The 19,557-nt window shown below is 50.8% G+C and carries 20 protein-coding genes and 1 pseudogene; 8 read left to right on the top strand and 13 right to left on the bottom strand.

The window, feature by feature from the left end; translation table 11 throughout:
* Positions 1-549 precede the first annotated feature (549 nt).
* Positions 550-1,908: a tyrosine-type recombinase/integrase gene (locus PsAD5_RS14625; protein WP_084405984.1), complete on the top strand. Its 1,359-nt coding sequence runs from the start codon at positions 550-552 to the stop codon at positions 1,906-1,908.
* On the opposite strand, the gene PsAD5_RS14620 is transcribed toward PsAD5_RS14625, so the two are convergent.
* Positions 1,808-2,413 (bottom strand): hypothetical protein, encoded by a 606-nt coding sequence (locus PsAD5_RS14620; protein ID WP_063292650.1) that lies wholly within the window; start codon positions 2,411-2,413, stop codon positions 1,808-1,810. The genes PsAD5_RS14625 and PsAD5_RS14620 overlap by 101 nt on opposite strands.
* A gap of 558 nt (positions 2,414-2,971) precedes the next feature.
* On the opposite strand from PsAD5_RS14620, the gene PsAD5_RS14615 reads away from it, so the two are divergent.
* Positions 2,972-3,220, top strand: coding sequence for a helix-turn-helix transcriptional regulator (locus tag PsAD5_RS14615; RefSeq protein WP_063292649.1), 249 nt, complete (start codon positions 2,972-2,974; stop codon positions 3,218-3,220).
* A pseudogene (locus PsAD5_RS28855) lies at positions 3,121-3,366 on the top strand (hypothetical protein); the annotation flags it as partial. The gene PsAD5_RS14615 and the pseudogene PsAD5_RS28855, both read left to right, overlap by 100 nt.
* A gap of 16 nt (positions 3,367-3,382) precedes the next feature.
* Here the strand turns inward: PsAD5_RS28855 and PsAD5_RS28535 are convergent.
* The gene (locus PsAD5_RS28535) at positions 3,383-3,622 is read right to left on the bottom strand and encodes a hypothetical protein (protein WP_063307875.1); all 240 of its coding nucleotides are present in this window, start codon (positions 3,620-3,622) and stop codon (positions 3,383-3,385) included.
* A 163-nt stretch (positions 3,623-3,785) separates the two neighbouring features.
* Between PsAD5_RS28535 and PsAD5_RS14605 the strand changes: the two genes are divergently transcribed.
* The 3 genes from PsAD5_RS14605 (at position 3,786) to PsAD5_RS14595 (ending at position 5,223) form a co-directional block, all read left to right on the top strand.
* Positions 3,786-4,205 carry a hypothetical protein gene (locus PsAD5_RS14605; RefSeq protein ID WP_153040808.1) on the top strand — a complete coding sequence of 140 codons (420 nt, stop codon included), beginning with the start codon at positions 3,786-3,788 and terminating at the stop codon, positions 4,203-4,205.
* Between the two features lie 8 nt (positions 4,206-4,213).
* Positions 4,214-4,600 (top strand): DUF6362 family protein, encoded by a 387-nt coding sequence (locus tag PsAD5_RS14600; protein WP_063292646.1) that lies wholly within the window; start codon positions 4,214-4,216, stop codon positions 4,598-4,600.
* A gap of 356 nt (positions 4,601-4,956) precedes the next feature.
* A complete protein-coding gene (locus tag PsAD5_RS14595; protein WP_208981971.1) occupies positions 4,957-5,223 on the top strand; it encodes a hypothetical protein in 267 nt (88 codons plus the stop codon).
* A gap of 252 nt (positions 5,224-5,475) precedes the next feature.
* Here the strand turns inward: PsAD5_RS14595 and PsAD5_RS14590 are convergent, their stop codons facing one another.
* From PsAD5_RS14590 to iolD, 6 genes are all read right to left on the bottom strand, one after another.
* Positions 5,476-5,697, bottom strand: a complete 222-nt coding sequence (locus PsAD5_RS14590; RefSeq protein WP_063292645.1) for a hypothetical protein — start codon at positions 5,695-5,697, stop codon at positions 5,476-5,478.
* A 93-nt stretch (positions 5,698-5,790) separates the two neighbouring features.
* Entirely contained in the window at positions 5,791-5,994 is a 204-nt protein-coding gene (locus PsAD5_RS27870; protein WP_153040809.1) for a hypothetical protein, read from the bottom strand.
* A 969-nt stretch (positions 5,995-6,963) separates the two neighbouring features.
* Positions 6,964-7,794: a class II fructose-bisphosphate aldolase gene (locus tag PsAD5_RS14585; protein ID WP_057465088.1), complete on the bottom strand. Its 831-nt coding sequence runs from the start codon at positions 7,792-7,794 to the stop codon at positions 6,964-6,966.
* A gap of 10 nt (positions 7,795-7,804) precedes the next feature.
* Positions 7,805-8,647, bottom strand: a complete 843-nt coding sequence (locus PsAD5_RS14580) for a 5-deoxy-glucuronate isomerase (protein WP_057465087.1) — start codon at positions 8,645-8,647, stop codon at positions 7,805-7,807.
* Between the two features lie 2 nt (positions 8,648-8,649).
* The gene (gene iolC / locus PsAD5_RS14575; protein ID WP_057465086.1) at positions 8,650-9,654 is read right to left on the bottom strand and encodes a 5-dehydro-2-deoxygluconokinase; all 1,005 of its coding nucleotides are present in this window, start codon (positions 9,652-9,654) and stop codon (positions 8,650-8,652) included.
* Positions 9,654-11,537, bottom strand: a complete 1,884-nt coding sequence (gene iolD / locus PsAD5_RS14570; protein ID WP_193776988.1) for a 3D-(3,5/4)-trihydroxycyclohexane-1,2-dione acylhydrolase (decyclizing) — start codon at positions 11,535-11,537, stop codon at positions 9,654-9,656. The genes iolC and iolD overlap by 1 nt, the downstream gene beginning before the upstream one ends.
* A gap of 587 nt (positions 11,538-12,124) precedes the next feature.
* Between iolD and PsAD5_RS14565 the strand changes: the two genes are divergently transcribed.
* On the top strand, positions 12,125-13,018 hold the full coding sequence (locus PsAD5_RS14565; RefSeq protein WP_057465085.1) for a sugar phosphate isomerase/epimerase family protein: 894 nt from the start codon (positions 12,125-12,127) through the stop codon (positions 13,016-13,018).
* A 9-nt stretch (positions 13,019-13,027) separates the two neighbouring features.
* Positions 13,028-14,185 (top strand): Gfo/Idh/MocA family protein, encoded by a 1,158-nt coding sequence (locus tag PsAD5_RS14560; RefSeq protein WP_057465084.1) that lies wholly within the window; start codon positions 13,028-13,030, stop codon positions 14,183-14,185.
* Between the two features lie 68 nt (positions 14,186-14,253).
* Here PsAD5_RS14560 and PsAD5_RS14555 read toward each other — a convergent pair whose 3' ends face one another.
* The 5 genes from PsAD5_RS14555 to PsAD5_RS14535 all read right to left on the bottom strand — a co-directional run bounded on the left by PsAD5_RS14555 (position 14,254) and on the right by PsAD5_RS14535 (position 19,282).
* Positions 14,254-15,255, bottom strand: a complete 1,002-nt coding sequence (locus PsAD5_RS14555) for a LacI family DNA-binding transcriptional regulator (RefSeq protein WP_057465083.1) — start codon at positions 15,253-15,255, stop codon at positions 14,254-14,256.
* 157 nt (positions 15,256-15,412) lie between these two features.
* Complete coding sequence (locus PsAD5_RS14550; protein ID WP_446737486.1) at positions 15,413-16,435, bottom strand: ABC transporter permease; 1,023 nt, start codon at positions 16,433-16,435, stop codon at positions 15,413-15,415.
* Positions 16,436-16,448: 13 nt separating this feature from the next.
* Entirely contained in the window at positions 16,449-17,432 is a 984-nt protein-coding gene (locus PsAD5_RS14545) for an ABC transporter permease (RefSeq protein WP_057465082.1), read from the bottom strand.
* Positions 17,433-17,446: 14 nt separating this feature from the next.
* Positions 17,447-18,229 carry an ATP-binding cassette domain-containing protein gene (locus PsAD5_RS14540; protein ID WP_057465081.1) on the bottom strand — a complete coding sequence of 261 codons (783 nt, stop codon included), beginning with the start codon at positions 18,227-18,229 and terminating at the stop codon, positions 17,447-17,449.
* Between the two features lie 123 nt (positions 18,230-18,352).
* Complete coding sequence (locus PsAD5_RS14535) at positions 18,353-19,282, bottom strand: substrate-binding domain-containing protein (RefSeq protein WP_063292644.1); 930 nt, start codon at positions 19,280-19,282, stop codon at positions 18,353-18,355.
* Positions 19,283-19,557 lie beyond the last annotated feature (275 nt).

Raw genomic sequence — 19,557 nt, 5'->3', positions numbered from 1 at the left:
CGCTGAAAGATATTACCGCAAAGGTGTGCTCCAGTTTACTGAACGGGTAAATTTAAATTTTGATTTAGGCAGCCACCGAAGCCCTACGGGGAATACCCAATGTAAAGCTGACAAGTCATGGCGACATGATCACTCGCGTCGACATATAGGAGAATATGTAGTTTACGCTTAATCACCCACCGTTTCCTACTCAAAACATATCCGACACATTTCAATTAGGATTTTTGTGAAAGTGTTCCCAAAGTTACAACATATCAATAATCCTCTTTACCCCAATCAAAATGCTTTTCCTTACTATCCGTGAAATGTAGCTTCTGACCGACAAGTTTTGGCGTTCCAGTAAATGCTCTCCTAGCTTCAATTCTTTGGCACCGTCTCATCTTCTGTGCGCTTTTTCAGTTTCCAACGCCTTTGAACGCCTATACGCCTAGAGATGACTGCCTCTAGACTCTCCTTCTGTGTGCTCGCACTTGGCACCCTAAGACTTTGATCTTGCAAGAGCTGGCACACTACGCATCACTTGGATGGTATGTGAGGGGGGAGTGTATTGTGCCTAGTCGTCAACGCCTTACAGAAAAGATAGCACGCGCTGCAAAGCCCACCGTGCGCCAGTATCAATTGTTTGACACTGAAGTCCTGGGCTTTGCCTTGGTGATCTATAAATCCGGCTCCAAGGCGTTTAATCTTTCCTACCGTGTCAATGGTCGCCAGCGCCGCTATACCATTGGTATGTGGCCCGCTTGGAGCGTGGTAGCAGCCCGAGAACGTGCCAAAACCATCCGCCGCGAGATTGAGATGGAGTGCGACCCGCTGGGCAACCGAGAAGCAGAACGTGTTGTGCCGCGCATGAGCGATTTGGTTGAGCGCTACATTGACGAGCATTTACCCAAGCTTGCCGCCCGTAACCGCTCTGACCAAATTTCTATGCTGACCAAACTGGTACTGCCGCAGTGGCGCAACCGACTGGTGCGTGAGATTTCTCCAGCCGATGTCAACAAGCTCTTGCGTGAAATGGCTGCTGAGCGTCATCGTCTTGCTAAGAAGCTTTTGCGCCGATCTGTCCCCTGCCCGACACCAATCCGTGCCAATCGGCTCGGTGAGGTCCTGCGCAAAATGTTCAATCTGTCAGTGCAGTGGAAGATGCGTTCAGACAACCCTGCTCAAGGGTTTCATAAGCGCCCTGAAAACGCCCGCGAACGCTTTCTGTCCTTTGATGAGATCAACCGTCTCTCGGAAGCGCTAGAAAACAGTGAAGACAGACGCGGAGCCGATGTAATCCGCCTGTGCTTGCTAACTGGTGCACGCCTTGGAGAAGTGCGTCATGCTCGATTTGAGCACTTTAATCTTGAACTACTCACGTGGTTTAAACCGGCAACGACCACCAAACAGAAGCGCACCCATCGCCTGCCTATTTCCGCAGAAGTGGCTGATCTAGTGAGATGGCGGTTAGAACTTGTACCAGAGGACTGTCCCTGGCTGTTTCCGGGAGATGGGACTGGCAGACCCGTTCATGAAATGCGCCGTTATTGGCAGAGCATTTTGAAGCAAGCAGAAATCTCCGATGTCCGCATTCATGACTTGCGTCACACCTTTGCTTCTCTCTTGGTTTCGGGCGGCGCTTCCCTTGAAATCATTGCTCGTCTTTTAGGTCACACTCAGATGAGCACTACACAGCGCTATGCCCATCTAATGGAATCTCCTTTGCGTGAGAGCGTCAATGCCATAGCCGAGTATGTGAAGCAAAAACCATCCCAACAGGCGCAGCAGATTGCTGCATCGCCTCCTCCCAACACGCCTACACCTTCATCTAATTCTCCTGCTCCTTCTTCAGTGCCTCCCAAATGGGGCGAATACGGCGGCGGATGGTACTCATATCAGGCGCCTCTCCGGTTGGAGACGTCTCAATAAACCAAACCTGCACTCCATTCGCCAACTCCTGCATGGTTTTGGGAACGCCTTCTGCAAAAATATGCACGCAGAGCGGTGCCCACATTCCCTCCCAATCATATTTCGGCTCACGACCACCTTTGCCTGCGCGCTGGGCAAGGCCGTACTTCTCTTCAAAGCGATAAAGATCGATGGCTGGAATCCAGAGTTCATCAGGCTGGACCCTTAAACCTTGTTCTGGCTTGGTCACATAAAGCAGCTCAGTACAGTCTTGATGAAACGGGATCACACGCTGGACCAAACAACAACGGGAGCGTTTTCCTGTCGTAGTCAGCATCTTGAACAAGTCTGCTCCAAACAGCACCACCATGCCAAAAACGCGCCGATCACCGCAGGCTATATGCGGCGTACTGGTGACAATGCGAAACCGACCAACTTCTGCCCAACCTGCAATGGTGCCTAATGGAGCTCCCCAGCGGACGCCAGCTTCAATTAAAGTGAAATACTCTTTTGATGGCAGCGGCATTGGTTTCCCTCCCCTCTCGCAACCCAGACATCATGAAGAAGAAAAGTTGAGGCGCGAGGCAAATCACCTGCGTCAAAGATCTGCTGTTTGAGTACTGCCTTGTGGCATCCAGCTTCTATTGGGCCTCATCAAAGAACACGCCGCCGCATGTAGTTCGCATTCAGCCTGCCGTTTAGGTCAGGCTATTTCCAGCAAGACTTAAGACCTTTACCGGCTAACAACAGGCCAATCTCTCAATTGTGTTGTTTCAACAAAGTTGATTTGATCAATGCGTCAACCATTTGAAATACTAGGAGGTTTGGCGGCAACCGAAACTCTAAAACTACCCATTGATATCTATAGGATATTCCAAACCCTCATGATTTAAACGAGATGAGTTTTGCGTCTCATTACAGATGTCGAGCTGCGTTACTCAGAAGTTTATTTCGCCTCAATAGGCAATGCCCAGGCGTTTGAACGCCTATGAACGCCCATCAACGCCTACGCGCCTATTGACCTTCTATGCTTAGCTCTTCTGCAAACCGTTTGAGCCCGAGCGGTTCTGCTTTGGAGGAGCACATGGAAGACAAAGTCCCTATCCCGGGACTTGAACAAACAGAACCTAAGGCCATTCTTGATGGCTGGATGACAAGGGCTGAACTTGCCAAAGAGCTTGGCGTTTGTGTTGATACGCTGGGCCGCTGGCAGACCATGCGCATTGGTCCACCATGTGTGCGCACTGGACGGCGGGTGTTTTATCGCCGAGAAGCTGTACTCGACTGGCTCAGGCAAAAGGAAATCCGCGAGAACAGGATTTCGAACCTATGAGCGTTCAAGCGATCACCTGGGCTTATGGGTGTTCTCAAGTTTCCGATCCGATCGAGAAGTTTGTGCTCATCACCATTGCCAACTTTGCAGATGAGTACAGCCTGTGCTGGCCATCGCAAGTCACGCTGCAGGAGGCGTGCTGCTGCTCGGAGCGCAAGCTGCTTAACTCATCTGGAAGCACTGCACCTCATCACCCGCTACCAGCGTCGCCGTGCCAATGGCTCTCGACGGTCCGATATTTTTGTCCTCACGGGCTTTGCAGGCCGCAAGGCCATCACAGATCCAAATGGTCACCCTGCTCTTGAAAATCTGGAGACGACCAAACCGAGAACACACAAGCGGTATGGTGTGCCGGAAGGCCCTGCCAGCAACCGGCACGTGGTGCCCCCCTTGAACCGTCATTTAGAACCATCAAAAGAACCTTTTCCCTCTTACCCCCAAAACTAGGCCTGTGAGCAACATCGGGTAGAACCTCCAGCACAGGCGGTCCTTCAATCCGAGGAGAAATCCCATGAACCCTCCAAACGCAAAAAATCCATTTCCCATGTTTGGCAGAGAGCCTGGGATGAGGCTGTTACAGCAGCTGATAGTCTCCCGGCCAGAACGACGACTAGCACCAAGAACGGCTCAAGAGATTGAGGAACTGGAGCAACTGCTCAGCACACTCACACAGGCCAACGCACCTGGTGGGTCAAAACCAGTGAGCCTGGCTGTTGGTCAGCTTCTCAACCACTATCCGCAAAAACGGCTCTCCCCAGAGGCCATCACACAACTGATTGAGGATTGGATCCAGGATCTAAGCAGCTATCCAACCGATGTGATCTTTGCCACCTGTCAGGCCTGGAGGCGCAGCAGCAAGACTATCGCGCCCACCCCCGGTCAACTGATCACTCTGGCTGAACCCATCATGGCAGCCCGCAACTTCCATATCCGTGTGCTGCACAGCGTACTGGACGCGCAAGTCACCTCAAAAGCATCTACCTAGAGGATCGTATGGCGCTCACCACCACACAGATCGTCGACCGGCTTGAGCTTGCAGCCAGCACCCTGCGGCGGCTTCCAAATCCGCCAAGATCTACACCAAGGCGGGACGGCAACACCTGGCCGCAAGTCATCCATGATGTTCATGAGGCCTATGGCTACAACAAAACCCAAATCCGGGCGGTGCCCAGCGCCAAAGACATTCAGCACATGGAAGAAGCCATTGATTGGCTACGATACATCTTTGAACCTGATGACAGGAAAATCCTTTGGATGCGGGCTGAAGGTTTCCGCTGGCGACCCATCTGCATTCAGGTCGGGCTGACCCGTTCTACCGCTCATCGCCGCGCTGTGGCGGCAGTTCTCACCATACAGCGCGCTATAAACAAGCGAAGGTGAAGTCACCGGCACTTCTACCCTCTACATTCATGACCGGCTAATGCCATGGGTTTGTGGAGGAATTCGGTTTCCTTGCATTGACACCTTGCGCCAATCATCGCATGGTCCTCTTGAGGCATCACAACCTCTTAGTAGAGCGGTCACCGCTGCCGTTATTTCGGCGGTCAATTTGTGTTTGGAGTTAGCCCTCCTTACGCAAACTCTCGCTTATGGGCGGGAGGGCGGTGAATACAATACCCCTTCGCGGGGGAATAAACCCGCCTGACTCTACCAGGTTGTGAACCTCCCGCTCACCAGTGGGTTGTCACAAGCCTTCTGCTGAGTGGTTCATTTAACACCCCAGTAGAGAGGGCTTTATGATGACTGAAACTGGTAAAAAGAGTAGTGCCCATACGTCCCTTCGCAATGAAGTGGATCAGCTTCGATTATCAACCAACCACCTCAAAAATCTAGTCTATTCCATGAGCGTGGTGATGAGCGAACGCATGGAGCATACCCAGGAATATGAAGCGTTGCTGACGCTGTTTGATACTGTGCGCAATCACATAGAAAATGCGCAAGCAAGTAGCGAGAGGATCTCCGAACTGCTTGATCCTTGCGCACTGGAAGTCTCAAAAGACTAAAAAATAAGGAATACCGAGAGGTCCTGCCTCTCATGGAATATTCTGGCTTGGGAGGCATAGTGCCTCTCAGGCCTTTTTGAGTTTGAGCTGAGTTTTAAAAGCTCATCCATAGACCGGGAAGGGGCTTCACTAGAGACCCGGAAGGGGTATTGGCCTCCATTGCCTCAGATCAGGCTTCTGGCTGAACCACCCTACCAAAAGGCAAACCCCGCACAAGGCGGGGTACAATCCATATCCTAAAATCTACCTGGCTCAAATCAGCCCGAGTTCTCGCAGTGTGGTTGCTGCATCAAGAAGCTGGTTGGTATTCACTTCCACCGTGAGCGTCATGCTGTCTGCGTTGACCCGTGCCTTGACCGCGGCTTTGTCGTCGAGGGCGCAGGCGATCGGGTCACAGGCCTCATATGGCCGATTTGCGTTAAACCCTGCCTTGGCTAAGTCGTGTGCTGCAATCCTGATTGTGCTGGTTCTCATAGAACTACCTCCACTTTAGCGGGCACCCTGCCCGCCTTCACGATCGCAACCCCGCACCGTTGGCGGGGTCAGGCTTCTTGTGGGGTGGTAGGCTTAACTTTCCAGTTCAGCTGCCAGCTTGTCTCTGGCGGCGCTGAGCATGTCCAGGTAGGCGCCGCCCTTGTGCAAGATGATCTTACCCTCCCACAGCTCTTCGGCGTTCTTGTCACCAAAGATCTCACGCATTTCCTCACTAGTGTAGCGTAGGATTTCCGTCCCCCATTGGGGGTGTTCTGTGTAGATGTAAGTCACGTGCATGGCGCATGCTCCTCTTCTCGCTTGTGCCTCCCACACATGGCTTGAGTTGGTTCTACTCGGTACCGCGCAATGCCATACCCACCCGCACAAACAAGGGCTTATAGGTGTCATACCGTTGATCTCGTGGGTGCATGAGGGCCCGCTTAGTGTGGCGAGCGAGCGCTTTCAAACAAGAGGTGCCTTGCTTGCTGATACCGTCTATTCCCGGCTGCTATCGTCTCGCGACCGCTTTGGGCTGGGTTCAACTGCGTCCTACCGCGTACCCTAACAAATGACCCTGCACTTCTGGCGCGACAGAAACAGGCTGGTTCGGGCAGATTATCGCTATGCTCAGTGGAACTGCGGTCTCCTCCTCCAATCGCAGTCAAGCCGTGCAATATCCTCGGCACAATTCCATACCACGCATCCCCTACCCCAGCTTTTGGGTCCTTCCGGGCCGCAATCGTATGCGGTGGGGCTTTGCGCACTAGATCGCTAGTTGCAGCAGAAAATATTGGGTGCGCACTTCGCAAATCCAATGTTTTGTTATTGCTTCACCACCACGACGCGAGTGTCCCCTGCGCCGACGGATCGCTAAACACGCGACTAGTAAAGTGGCAACGCAGTTGCGGGGGTCTTGTTAGCCAACCATCTGGAAGCCTTGCATGGATCATTGTTATGATCTGCATCGCGTAATTGGGAAGTGCTTTCATGTAGAACGAAAGTGGTGTCTGCGGAATCTTCAAGGAGTGCATCTCGCACTTGAAAGCCATGACCTCGCATATTTGAAGCTCAAAACATTGGAGTGAATTGCCAAGATTATGTGACGAAACGCAAACCTTAAAATGAGGTACTGCTTGTCGCCCCCTATGGAGAAGTGCAGATCTCTATATTGGCGCAGCTGTTTATGCACCACTTTCCCTTTCATTCACTCTGAAAGAGCAAGCTAATCACCCTCTCAAGAGCCTATCTGCTCGAGACCGAGACATGCTATGCCATACTTATATCCAGCATGACTTTCTTAGCTGCCTGTTTGACGCTTTCTTCTGCTTGCGTCAGGAGTTTTATCCGGTCAAAAATCTGTGCGTCCTCATTCAGAGTTTTCCGAAGCGATTGCCCAAAGGCCATGCGAACTTCGGTACCAATATTGAACTTGCAGATCTTTGTTTCTTTTGCCAGTTTCTGCCTGACTTTTGCAGGAATCCCAGAGCCTCCGTGTAGCACGAGCGGAATGTTGGTGACGTTTTCAATGGCATGGACCAGATCGAAATCGATCATTGCTGCTTTTTCTTGTTGCAAGTGCACATTACCGACAGAGATTGCGAGCGCGTCGGCATTACTTTCCTTCGCAAACTGCGCGGCTTCTTCTGGTTTCGTACCTGAGGACACAGCACCCTCAGCGTAGCCAACAAAGCCGACTTCTCCTTCCAGAGAGACACCATGTGGCTTAGCGTTTGCAGCGATGGACTGCATCAGGCGGATGTTTTCCTCAAGAGGAAGCTTGGAGCCATCAAACATGACGGAAGTAAAGCCAAGGTCTATTGCTTTCAGGCAATCCTCTACTTCGTAGCCGTGGTCAAGATGAGCAACCACTGGAACAGAGGCTGTCTCAGCTAGAACTCTAAACATTGGCGCCAGAACTTCCAATGGAGTATGGGCGCGACATCCAGGACCTGCCTGCAGAATGACCGGGCAGCCGATCTCTTCGGCAGCCTCCACAAATGCACGTGCATCTTCCCAACCTAAGACAACAAAGCCAGCAACTGCTGTCCCATTGTTCATGGCTGGGGCTAAAACGTCTTTAAGGTTTGCAATAGGCATTACTGTATCACTACTTAAACTTGGCGATCATGTCTTTGATGCCTGGGATCGTTTCGACCTGATATGCGTGCGTTGGCTGGAAATGCTGCACCAGTGAACGTTGACTGAGGCCGCCGAGAATTGTGAAGTAATACATTTCATAGCCCGGTGCGGCGACACAAGGATGGTAGCCCTTATCGATAACAAGAGTTGATCCATCTACGATGTGATAGGCTTCCCCGACTTTCCCATCTTCTTTCTGAAGCAGCTGCATTCCAAAGCCGTGTCCGGGCCGGAAGCGGAAGTTGTAAGTTTCGTCATGCCGTGTCTCATAAGGCAAGTTGTCAGTGTCATGCTTATGAGGAGGAAATCCTGACCAGCCGCCCTGCCCTACAGTAAACAGTTCGGAAACCAAGAGACGGCCAACTTTATCGTGATATTTAGTTCCAAGTATATGCTTGATTTTACGATGTGTTTTCGTGTCATCTGAGCCGTACTGAACAACATCCAGGTCAGATGATGTCACCGCAAATGGTGTCAGAACACCGTCATATCGCGCTCCAGCGATGAACACTTCGGCGGCATCACTGACGCAAACAATTGTTGTTTTCGCTCCGGTCGGGATATAGACCCCTTCAGGCTCGCCATCCCAAACATCTACGCCGCGACCGCCTATTCCATTCCAGTTCAACCCTTCGCATTCAACGTTTACCGAGCCAGTTGCAGGTACGATGCAAGTTTCATAACCGGGAACCTGATAGTGGAATGCTTCCCCTTGCTTCAGCTTTACGATGTTGAAGTAGTTTAACGGAACGCGGGCATCATCAACGTCTACGATGGGCTTATTCTGATTATTATATGGAGGGATATGCATGCTTAGTCCTTCGTCAAACTCAATGTTTCTTCTACGGAAATGCTGTGTTGTTTCAAAAACCTCACCAGCTCTTTTTCATCGGGCATTGCTGTTGCACAGCCAACCTTGGACACCACAATTGCTGCGCAGGCAGACCCGCGAAAAACGCTTTGCTGCAAGGTCTTTCCATTTGAAAGTGAGGATAGAAAACCACCTAGAAATGCATCTCCTGCACCCGTCGGCTTCACTGCAGAAACAGTGAATATGCCGGTCTGAAATGACTCATTTTCAGTGTAGGTGGTTGAGCCTTTCGAGCCCATTTTGTAAATGCAGATACAGTCAGATCTGTTTGCAAGTTCGTGGGCAAACTTCGGGCCATTAGCCATGTTCCCAGCCATGAAACCAAACTCCTCGTCATTCCCTACAATGACATCACAGAGTGAGCTCATGCGTTTATATGTCTCTGTGGCTTCCTGTGCGGATGCCCAACTGTAGGGGCGGTAATCGATATCAAAAATCGAAACCAATCCCTCAGCTTTTGCTTTCTCCAAGGCGTAAAAAGTCGCTGTGCGAGATGGCTCGGAGGCCAGCAAAGTTCCTGTGGTCACGATTGCATCAAACTGAGAGAAATCAACAGCGTCTACATCGGCTTCGCTCATCATAAAATCTGCTGCACCATTTCGGTAAATGGTCGTCTGATGATCGAGCAAACGTGCTTCCGAGAGCGCAAGGCTGTTTCTGTATTCTCCGCCAATTGGGGTGACGTACTTGTGAACTATTCCGTACCGCTCCAATTGATTGACGCAGTAACGTCCGATTGCATCGTCAGAAACACGGGTCAGCAACGAAACGTGGCATTCTTGCCGGCGCAGGGCGACTGCAATGTTTGCAGCAGATCCGCCCAGATGCACAGACATGGTTTGCGCATCTTCAATTGATGTGCCTGCAGGTTCTGGCGTGAGGTCCATGCCTGCACGCCCGACAACCAGATATCTTTTCCCCTGTAGCTGTTGCAAAAGTCTGTTCATTACACACCCACACGCTGGTTTATGCGACCAACTTCCCATTCTTCACGTGCGGTGCGTACATTCTGACTGTTAGAAACTTCGGGCAGTCCAACTTCCCACCATGCATGACCTTCCTGTGTCCATCCTTCATAAGGATCGACCTGAATAGAAATGATCGTGGTTCGGTCTGCTGCCTTTGCCCGTTTGAACGCTTCACGCAGCTCTGCAATCGTCTCTACGGTTTCTGCCAGTGCGCCTTGAGCTCTTGCGTGCGCAGTAAAATCCACTGCAACAGGGTTTGTAATTGTTGGTGAATCTTTGATCAGATTGTTGAAAGAGGTGTTGCCGGTGTTGTTCTGAAGTTTGTTGATCACGGCGAAGCCACCATTGTCGCAAACCATGACAATGAGCTTCTTTTCGGTCAGGACGGAGGAATAGATATCCGAGTTCATGAGCAGGTAGGAACCGTCACCTGTAAACACGATGGTATCCTGATCGGGCTCTTTCTCGGATTGAGCAATACGTGCCCCCCAACCGCCGGCAATCTCATAGCCCATGCATGAGAAGCCGAATTCGACATCAACCGAGCCGATGGCTTTGGTTTGCCAGTTAGCGGTAACTTCGGCAGGCAGGCCGCCTGCAGCTGCAACAACCCTGTCATTGTTGTCACACAGGTCGTTTACGGCACCGATAACCTGCGCATAGCTGTTAGGTCCATTTGCGGGGTCAACATTGTGCTTCACATAGGAGAGCCACTCTGCCTTTTCCTGTTGCGCAAATGCGGTCCACGTCTCTGGAGCCTTGTATAGCTTTAAGGATGCAATAAACGCAGACAAACCTAATTTTGCATCACCCACGACAGGGAGCGATCGATGCTTGCTTGCATCATGACGAGCAGCATTAAGGGAAACAAACCGAGCATCTTTTCTGAAAGCGGTCCATGACCCGGTGGTAAAGTCCTGCAAACGTGTTCCAACAGCAATAACCACGTCAGCATCAGCAGCAATTGCATTTGCTGAGTTTGAGCCTGTTACGCCGACTGGTCCGCAATTCAGCTCGTGATCTGACAGCAGGTTTGCACGGCCCGCTATTGTTTCTATAACCGGAATTTGTGTCTGTTCAGCAAACGCAAGCAATTCTTGCGCGGCACCAGAATATTGCACGCCACCGCCTGCTATGATCACAGGCTTTTTTGCGGCTTGAATGAGTGCAATCGCGTCATCAAGCTCCAACTCATCAGGTGTCTGCCGACGGATGCGGTGAACTTTTTTCTCGAAGAAAGCAACAGGGTAGTCATAGGCCCAACCTTGGACATCCTGTGGCAGTCCCAGGAACGCTGGACCGCAATCAGCCGGGTCAAGCATGGTCGCTATCGCAGCAGGCAACGACTGAATGATCTGTGCTGGATGTGTAATACGGTCCCAGTAACGGGAGACTGCGCGGAAAGCATCATTCACTGATGCAGTCGGATTACCATAATGCTCCACCTGTTGCAGCACCGGGTCCGGCAATCTTGAGATGAACGCATCACCACATAACAGTAGCATTGGAAGCCTGTTCGTGTGTGCTAACGCAGCTGATGTGGCAAGGTTTGTTGTGCCTGGTCCTGCTGAAGCCGTGCAGAACATGAATCTCTTACGTAAATGATATTTGGCATAGGCTGCAGCGGCAAAGCCCATGCCTTGTTCATTCTGACCTCGATAAAGCGGAAGTGTATCGCGATGCTCATATAGTGCCTCGCCCAAGCATGACACATTGCCGTGACCAAAAATTCCGAACCCACCTCCGCAGAGCAGCACTTCGTCACCGTCAATACTTATGTACTGGTTTGCAAGATACCGGATGATCGCCTGCGCCATAGTCAAACGGATTGTGCCAGTGGTGATTTCACTTTTTGTGGTCATGGTGTCCCTATTTCCTTCCGCCTGCAATTGTCGCCTTGTTCCGCCACAATTCGCGGTCCCATCAACTCGTCTATTGACGCCGTGGTAATTTTGAAGGATACCTATTTTGCAACCGGTTGCAACAAATCTTTTCTGGGAGATGTATTTTGACCCAACTGGAACTGCACTGATGAGAGGTAACTACAGGTGAGAGATCTATGAGATTGCGCTGAACTATCCGCATCTTTCTCGCGATCAGATCTTAGGATTGCTCGGAGGGGTTACACCTACCTGTTCGCAGTAAGAGGGGCAAAAATAGCGTTTATATCGAGTGTAGAATGATTTTTTTGCCCGTTCATATGTAAACACGTCGTTTGCGTGACTTCATGTTCTCCAGAGGTTCGGGCTTAAAGAAAGGCTGCAGGTTTTCAGATGAGAGGGCCTTACGTTCGATATAGTTTCAGTCTGGTCAATGCTGTGGCAAATCATATTGAAACCGCTTTCAATTTTCCATACCCCTCCTCCGGCCTGAACATAAGTCCGCCACAGCAGCATGATGGCACCAGTAGATTAGCAACATCGCTCTAAGTACAACAAAGGGATGAAACGTGGGAATTAGAATTGGTAATGCGCCCTGCTCATGGGGGGTAGAGTTCGCAGATGATGCACGTAACCCGAGCTGGGAAAGCGTTCTCGATCAATGTGCCGCCGCGGGCTACAAGGGCATCGAACTTGGGCCGATTGGTTATATGCCAGAGGACCCGGCAGTGCTGAAGGATGCGCTTGTGAAGCGGGATCTGGAACTGGTTGGGGGTGTCGTTTTCCGGCCGTTTCATGATCCGAAAGCATGGGAGGATGTTTGGGATGGCGCGAAGCGGACCTGCGAAGCCCTGAAGGCTCATGATGCCGAGCATTTGGTGCTGATTGACTCAATTTCACCACGGAGGGCACCAACTGCCGGACGTGCGAGTGAAGCCGAGCAAATGGATCTGCAGGAGTGGACTGCATTCAAAGAGCGTATCATGACAGTTGCGCGTATGGGGGCCGAAGAATACGGCCTTACAGTCGGCATCCACGCGCATGCCGCAGGCTTTATGGACTTCGAGAGTGAGTTAGAACGCCTCCTGGCTGAAACCGATCCCGAGTTACTAAAAATCTGTTTAGATACTGGCCACTCTACATATGCTGGCTTTGATCCGGTTGCATTCATGGACCGCCATATGGACCGCATTTCTTACATGCACTTCAAAGATACATCGGCATCGGTAAAGGCAGAGGTTATAACCAACAGGATTGGTTTTTACGACGCATGCGCTCAAGGGATTTTCTGTAACCTTGGTGAGGGAGAAGTGAATTTCCCAGCAGTGCTTGAAAAACTGCGCCAGGCAGGCTTTGAAGGCTGGTGTACGGTTGAGCAAGACTGCGACCCACAAGGTGACACATCTCCGATTGATGATGCTAAACACAATCGTAACTACTTGGAATCCATTGGCTTTCACTGAGGAAACATCATGACTAAATTAAACTGGGGTCTGATTGGAGGCGGCGAAGGAAGCCAGATTGGTCCTGCTCACCGTCTAGGGGCATCCGTTGACGGTTTGTTTCAGCTGGCGGCGGGCGCTCTGGATGCAGATGCAGCAAAAGGGCGCATGTTTGCTCAGTCGCTGGGTATTGCAGAAGACCGGGCTTATGGTGATTGGCAGGAAATGCTGGCCGTTGAAAAAACGCGCAGTGACAAAGTTGATCTTGTGACTATTGCAACACCAAACGCAACGCACTTTGAGATCACCAAAGCCTTCCTCGAAGGTGGCTTTCATGTGCTGTGTGAAAAGCCGATGACCATGACTGTCGAAGAAGGCGAAGAGATCGTAAAGATCAGTCGCCGGACTGGCAAAAAGTGCGCAGTAAACTTTGGCTATTCAGGATTCTCTCTGGTTCGCCAGATGAGAGAAATGATTGCTGCTGGTGATCTGGGTGACGTCCGTCTTGTGAAAGCAGAGTTCGCACACGGTTTCCATGCAGATGCTGCCGATGCTGACAATCCTCGCGTTCGCTGGCGCTACGATCCTGCTGCTGCTGGCGTTTCTGCCGTATTAGCTGATGCAGGTATCCACGCGCTGCATATGGCCTGCTTTGTAACCGGGCAGGAAGTATCGACTGTCTCAGCTGACTTTGCATCGACTATTGCCAGCCGCGAACTGGAAGATGACGCAATGATCAACTTCCGAATGGATGGTGGTGCAGTCGGGCGGCTCTGGACATCAGCAGTTGCCGTGGGGCGTATGCATGGCCTGAGCTTGCAAGTGTTTGGTGAAAAAGGTGGTTTGGCCTGGCAACAGGAACACCCCAACCAGTTGTACTACACACCATTGAATGGTCGCACCCAGATCATCGAGCGCGGTGCTGGCGACTTGTATAATGCAGCCCAAAACGCATCGCGCGTAACAATTGGCCACTCCGAAGGCATGCCCCTGGCCTTTGCAAATATCTATTGCGACCTTGCAGAGATGATCCACGCGGACAAAGCCAGCGGATCTTCTGAGAGATCAGCTTTCCTATTCCCAAGCTGTGAAGATGGTTTGCGGTCTATGGCAAGTGTTTATGCGGCAGTAAAGTCAGCGCATGCAGCTGGTGCATGGCAAGACGCAGTCCCAGCCCTGCTGAAGTAACACTTTTGAAAAGGGGCCGTATACTTACTGGCCCCTTTTTTGTAGGCGCCCCTAGTATTTGCCAGCAACTAAGCGGCCTTTAGTAAAAGTGTTCCACGTTCAACCACACGGCATGGAAACATACGTGTTTCAGGAATCCGATCTGGATCTTCCAGGCAGTCAACAAGCAGCTCAACAGAGGATGAAATGATTTGCTGAACAGGTTGATGGATGGTTGTCAGATTGATATTTGCCCAACCTGCCATTTCCATGTTGTTGAAGCCAATAAAGCCTATTTCTTCCGGTACTTTTAGACCAGCGGTCTGCGCGGCACTCAATGCTCCGATAGTAAGCACGTCATCACCACAAAAATAAGCGTTAGCGCGGTCTTTCAGCAAGATGCTCTGCATCGCTTTCCTACCTGCATCATAAGAGTAATCCTCCGCAAAATCGACGGATAATTTTACACTAGGATGCTCAGCGAGAACTCGTTGAAAACCGAAGAGGCGATCCTGCGTAGATGACGCATTTTCCGGCCCACCCAAAAATCCGATGTGCTCATACCCTTTAGAGAGCAAGAGCTCCGCAGCCAACTCACCGGCGTAACGGTTATCAATGCCTACGGTGTGCACAGTCGGCGTCGCGCTGCATCTCCCAAAGGAATGCACAACCGGTATTTTTGCATGCCGGAATGATTCAGCAAAATCAGGAGGCAGAGTGGAAGACGCTACAATTACTCCATCAACGCTGTATTGCAGAAGCATATCGAGTGATTTAGCCGGATCAACCTCACCTGAAAGGTTTACGAGAAGAGGCCTGAGCCCTTTTGCCTGCAATGACTGCGTAAACAGATCAAAGACCTGCAGAAAAACTGGGTTATGGAAATTGTTGGAAACCAGACCAATGAGCTTTGTCCGCCGCGTTGTTAAGCTGGAAGCTAAGACATTGGGTCGGTAGCCCAACTCTTGTGCTGCTTTCTCGACTTTTCGGCGGGTTTTTGCAGAAACGCTTGCACCTTCCGTAAAGGAGCGCGACACCGCTGAAGCAGAGACCCCGGCACGCAATGCAACATCTTTTAGCGTAACAGCCATCCTCTGCCTTTTCGTTTTCACGCATCTGGAAGATACAAATTAATCCGTTCATCAATGATGGCCCAAGTAAAAAAACACAATTAAATTTTGGTGTTATTACTTGGTTATCCCTTCGAAACTGAGAGCAGACCTCCCAGCTTCGAAGTTTTACCTATCATCAGGCTGCAACTCGCTTTTGGCGATAAGTATCTGCCACTACGGCCGCAACAATCAGAACACCTTTCACGATATTGATGTAATAAACATCGATACCTAAGAAGGTAAATCCTGACGTCAATGTACCCAAAATAAGCACACCAATGATGGTGCCCATAATGCGACCACGACCTCCGAAGAGAGAGGTTCCACCAATCACAACTGCCGAGATTGCATCCAGCTCCAACATCAGGCCAGTGCCAGATTGAGCGGTCATTGCGCGCGAGGTTTGAACGATGGAGGCGATGCCGTAGAGTGCGCCAGCCATGGTGTACACAAGGATTTTGTGTCTTTTGACGGCAATGCCTGCAACACGGGCTGCATCTTCATTTGAGCCAATTGCATAGGTACGGCGCCCATAAACCGTGTACTTCAAAAGCACATGGAAGACGCCAGCAACAATCAAGAATGTTATGACTGGCCAGGCTCCGGAACCGAAGATAGCAAAATCCTCAGTCAGGAAGCTCACCTGCTTGCCACTTGTATACCAACGCGCCAAGCCACGCGCTGCGACAAGCATCCCAAGGGTCGCGATAAACGGCGGAATTGCGGTAATGGCAATTACGCTCCCGTTGACAAAACCAAGCAGCGCTCCGACCGCAATGCCTGCGAGTACCGGAAAGATGATCGGCAGATCTGTAAGTGCTGGATAGACAGCTCGGGCATACTCTGAGCTTTGTGCCAGAGAGGCCGCTACGATGCCGGCGAAACCAAGAATGGAACCACCGGAAAGATCGATGCCTGCCATGATGATAATCTGACCAACGCCAATAGCAAGAATGCCAATGATTGCCATCTGCAGGATCATGATGAACAGACGTTGACCGTTGAAGATGAAAGTCTGCTCAACGACAAACCAGCCCAAAACTTCAAAAATTGCGGCGATTCCGACGAGTACCAGAAGAATACCCGTGTCCTTTGGAAGACGCTGAAGGAGAGACTTTTGCGTTTCGGCTGAGCCTAATGTTGATGATGAATTAATCAAGATGGCCTCCGAACTATGCCTTACGAGCCTGCCGACGCTGGTCAGCGATAACGGCAGCAACGATGATCATGCCCTTGGCGATTTCCTGATAATAAAAATCGATCCGCAGGAAGGTGAAACCTGATGTGATAACGCCGAGAATGAAGACGCCGATAACGGTCCCCGAAATCTTCCCTTTGCCGCCGAACAATGACGTTCCGCCAATGACGGCTGCGGAGATTGCATCCAGCTCGTACATGAAGCCCATGCCAGGCTGGCCCATTGTCGCTCGCGCACTCATAACGATACCGGCAAGACCGGCAAGGCCACCCGCAATCGAATATACAAGAACCTTATGGCGGTTTACTTTGATGCCGACTATTCGGGCCGCCTCTTCGTTGGATCCGATCGCATAAGTCCGGCGCCCATAAACCGTATGCTTCAAAAGAATATGAAAGAGCACAGCAACACCGAGGAAAATCAGGACCGGATTAATGCCTTGCCCAATCGCCGTATATTGCTCGGTCAAACCAAAGATTGGCTGGCCTTCTGCATACAGCACAGCAAGCCCACGAGCTGCAACAAGCATTCCCAGTGTAGGAATGAACGGGGGAACTCCGGTATAGGCAGTGATGGCTCCATTGATACTTCCTGCAAGCAACCCAACCCCGATGCCAGCCAGCAGAGGAACAATAACGGGTAGATCTACAATGCCTGGATAGAAGATGGAAAAGCCGCCAGACGCCTGCGCAAAGCTCGCTGCCACCATGGCAGAGAGTGCTGCTACGGACCCGCCCGACAAGTCGATACCAGAGGTAATGATGACTTGCGTTACACCAACAGCAATGATGCCGATGATAGATACCTGAAGAACAATGATAACGAGCCGCTTAGAGTTAGCCAGAAAGCTTTGCCCAACGAAAATCCAGCCCAGGATCTCAAAAAGCGCGGCAATTCCGATCAAAACCATCAGAATGCTCGCCTCCTGAGGAAGCTTTCGGATTGCAGTAGTGTTCATCTATGTGCTCCCAATTATATGTAGCTGGCGTTTTCATGCACGCCAGTTTTCACACCTGTAATAAGGGAGACAATTTCGTTGCCATCCGTCTTGTCCGCATCCACGACGCCAACGATTTCACCACGCCGGAACACGAAGATCCGGTCTACCAGGTTAAACACCTGACGTAAGTTGTGGCTGATCAGGATCAGCGGAACGCCTTGTTTTTTCAGGCGGCGAATGATGTTTTCGACCTGCGTGGTTTCCTGAACCCCAAGTGCTGCGGTTGGCTCATCCATGATAATGAGTTTTGAGGCAAAGGCTGCAGAGCGTGAGATTGCAACGCACTGGCGCTGACCACCGGACATTTTACCAATTGCGTTGCGCAAGTTGGGAATCTTAACAGCGGTCTTCTCAAGGCCTTCTTTGGCTTTCGCCAGCATTTTCTTCTCATTCAGAAAACTGAAGGGCCCGAGATTGAAATAGACTTCTTCACGTCCAAGGAAGATGTTGGCTGGAACATCCAGGTCATTGGCGAGTGCCAGATTCTGAAATACAGCCTCAATACCTGCTTCCCGAGCATCGAGAGGACTTTTGAAGCTGACCTCTTTTCCGTCGAAGAACATCTGACCAGAAGAGGGTTGCTCGACGCCAGTGATCTGGCGAACAAAGGTGGACTTCCCTGCCCCGTTATCGCCAACGATTGCGATGTGTTCGCCTTCACGGAGCTCAAAGTCTGCACCTTTCAGAGCTTGCACTCCACCATAGTTTTTGCAAAGACCTTGCGTTCGCAGGACGATCTTTCTCGCATCATTCATTGTTCTTTTCCTCATCAGGGCTGAGATAAAATCGGCCAAACCGACATCACGGCCAATAGAATATGAGTTGCAAAGCGAGCAGCGCTCCGCGCAGATACACGGAGCGCCCTTACTGAAAGCCTGTTATTGGCTCATGTAGGATTTGAGATTGTCCTGAGTGACCAGCTCGAACGGAATATTGATCCAGTTTGGCAGAGCTTCGCCGTTCATGGCTTTCACAGCAGCATCAACAGAGCCAGTTGCCTGCCCCTTCGCATTCTGGAAAACGGTGACATCCAGCTCGTTCTTGCCCAAAGAAGCAAGAGCGTCATCTGTTGCATCAACACCAGCAACCAGCACATCATCCATATTCACGCCAGCAGCTTTGAGAGCCTGCACCGCGCCAAGAGCCATCTCGTCGTTGTTGGCAAATACGATATCGAATTCGAGACCAGAGCTGAGCCAGTTCGAAACAACATTGTTTGCTTCTGTGCGCTGCCATTTGGCTTCTTGTTCCGCAACAAGCTCGATGCCGTTACACATGGAAAGCTTCAGGACTTCGCGTACGTCTTCAGAGCGGGTAACGGCAGCTTCATTTGAAAGAATCCCCATCAACATGACCGCCTTACCAGTGCCAGCTGCCTGCTTGCACACTTCAAAAGCTTCCAACGTGCCGGACCAGGTTTCATCAGACCCCACAAAGGCAGCCTTTTCACCCAGCGCATCCAGATCTGCAGGGCGACGATTCACGTAGATCAGCGGAATGTCTGCTGCTTCTGCCATTTTGGTGATTTGAGGGGTCGCTGCCGCACTTACCGGCGCTACGATGATTGCAGCAACGTCAGAGGCAATAAAGTTCTGAATTTGGCTCAACTGCATGCCTACATCTTCTCGGGCATCTTCGATCTGAATTGAATGCCCGAGTTCTTCCGCACGACTTTTAGCAGCTTCTCGAAGAGCTGTCTGGAAATTATCATCAAAATTTGGACTTGAAAAACCGATAGTGTCGGCGTTTACGGCTGTTGCCATCATCGTGAACGCAGCGACTGCTGCCAGTAAACCAGTTTGTTTCATAGTTTCCTCCCATTTGCGTTAGCAACCGATTGCAAGATTTAATGAAGCGAATTTGGGAGCTATTTCAACACTAAAACCCAAACAAACACTAATATCACTAAATCTTTTCTGTCGATCACTACGGGATTAAACTAACCCAACAATTACCAATATTGCAACCGCTTGCATTAAATTTACTGTTTTGATGATATGAGGTAGCCGTTCGCGGCTTCAAATAAAGAGATCAACATCAGCTCGGAAGACAGCAAAACAGCCACGATGCGTACATCAAGCAG

This window comes from Pseudovibrio sp. Ad5 (assembly GCF_001623095.1).
In the GTDB taxonomy this organism is placed as follows: domain Bacteria; phylum Pseudomonadota; class Alphaproteobacteria; order Rhizobiales; family Stappiaceae; genus Pseudovibrio.
Note: the sequence above shows the minus strand (reverse complement) of the source record. Positions and strands in the feature narration are given on the sequence as shown.

Bases quoted from the DNA above. Each gene is read 5' to 3' on its own strand.
- PsAD5_RS14620 (WP_063292650.1), bottom strand. From the start codon at position 2,413: ATGCCGCTGCCATCAAAAGAGTATTTCACTTTAATTGAAGCTGGCGTC.
- PsAD5_RS14615 (WP_063292649.1), top strand. From the start codon at position 2,972: ATGGAAGACAAAGTCCCTATCCCGGGACTTGAACAAACAGAACCTAAG.
- PsAD5_RS28535 (WP_063307875.1), bottom strand. From the start codon at position 3,622: ATGACGGTTCAAGGGGGGCACCACGTGCCGGTTGCTGGCAGGGCCTTC.
- PsAD5_RS14605 (WP_153040808.1), top strand. From the start codon at position 3,786: ATGAGGCTGTTACAGCAGCTGATAGTCTCCCGGCCAGAACGACGACTA.
- PsAD5_RS14600 (WP_063292646.1), top strand. From the start codon at position 4,214: ATGGCGCTCACCACCACACAGATCGTCGACCGGCTTGAGCTTGCAGCC.
- PsAD5_RS14595 (WP_208981971.1), top strand. From the start codon at position 4,957: ATGATGACTGAAACTGGTAAAAAGAGTAGTGCCCATACGTCCCTTCGC.
- PsAD5_RS14590 (WP_063292645.1), bottom strand. From the start codon at position 5,697: ATGAGAACCAGCACAATCAGGATTGCAGCACACGACTTAGCCAAGGCA.
- PsAD5_RS27870 (WP_153040809.1), bottom strand. From the start codon at position 5,994: ATGCACGTGACTTACATCTACACAGAACACCCCCAATGGGGGACGGAA.
- PsAD5_RS14585 (WP_057465088.1), bottom strand. From the start codon at position 7,794: ATGCCTATTGCAAACCTTAAAGACGTTTTAGCCCCAGCCATGAACAAT.
- PsAD5_RS14580 (WP_057465087.1), bottom strand. From the start codon at position 8,647: ATGCATATCCCTCCATATAATAATCAGAATAAGCCCATCGTAGACGTT.
- iolC (WP_057465086.1), bottom strand. From the start codon at position 9,654: ATGAACAGACTTTTGCAACAGCTACAGGGGAAAAGATATCTGGTTGTC.
- iolD (WP_193776988.1), bottom strand. From the start codon at position 11,537: ATGACCACAAAAAGTGAAATCACCACTGGCACAATCCGTTTGACTATG.
- PsAD5_RS14560 (WP_057465084.1), top strand. From the start codon at position 13,028: ATGACTAAATTAAACTGGGGTCTGATTGGAGGCGGCGAAGGAAGCCAG.
- PsAD5_RS14555 (WP_057465083.1), bottom strand. From the start codon at position 15,255: ATGGCTGTTACGCTAAAAGATGTTGCATTGCGTGCCGGGGTCTCTGCT.
- PsAD5_RS14545 (WP_057465082.1), bottom strand. From the start codon at position 17,432: ATGAACACTACTGCAATCCGAAAGCTTCCTCAGGAGGCGAGCATTCTG.
- PsAD5_RS14540 (WP_057465081.1), bottom strand. From the start codon at position 18,229: ATGAATGATGCGAGAAAGATCGTCCTGCGAACGCAAGGTCTTTGCAAA.
- PsAD5_RS14535 (WP_063292644.1), bottom strand. From the start codon at position 19,282: ATGAAACAAACTGGTTTACTGGCAGCAGTCGCTGCGTTCACGATGATG.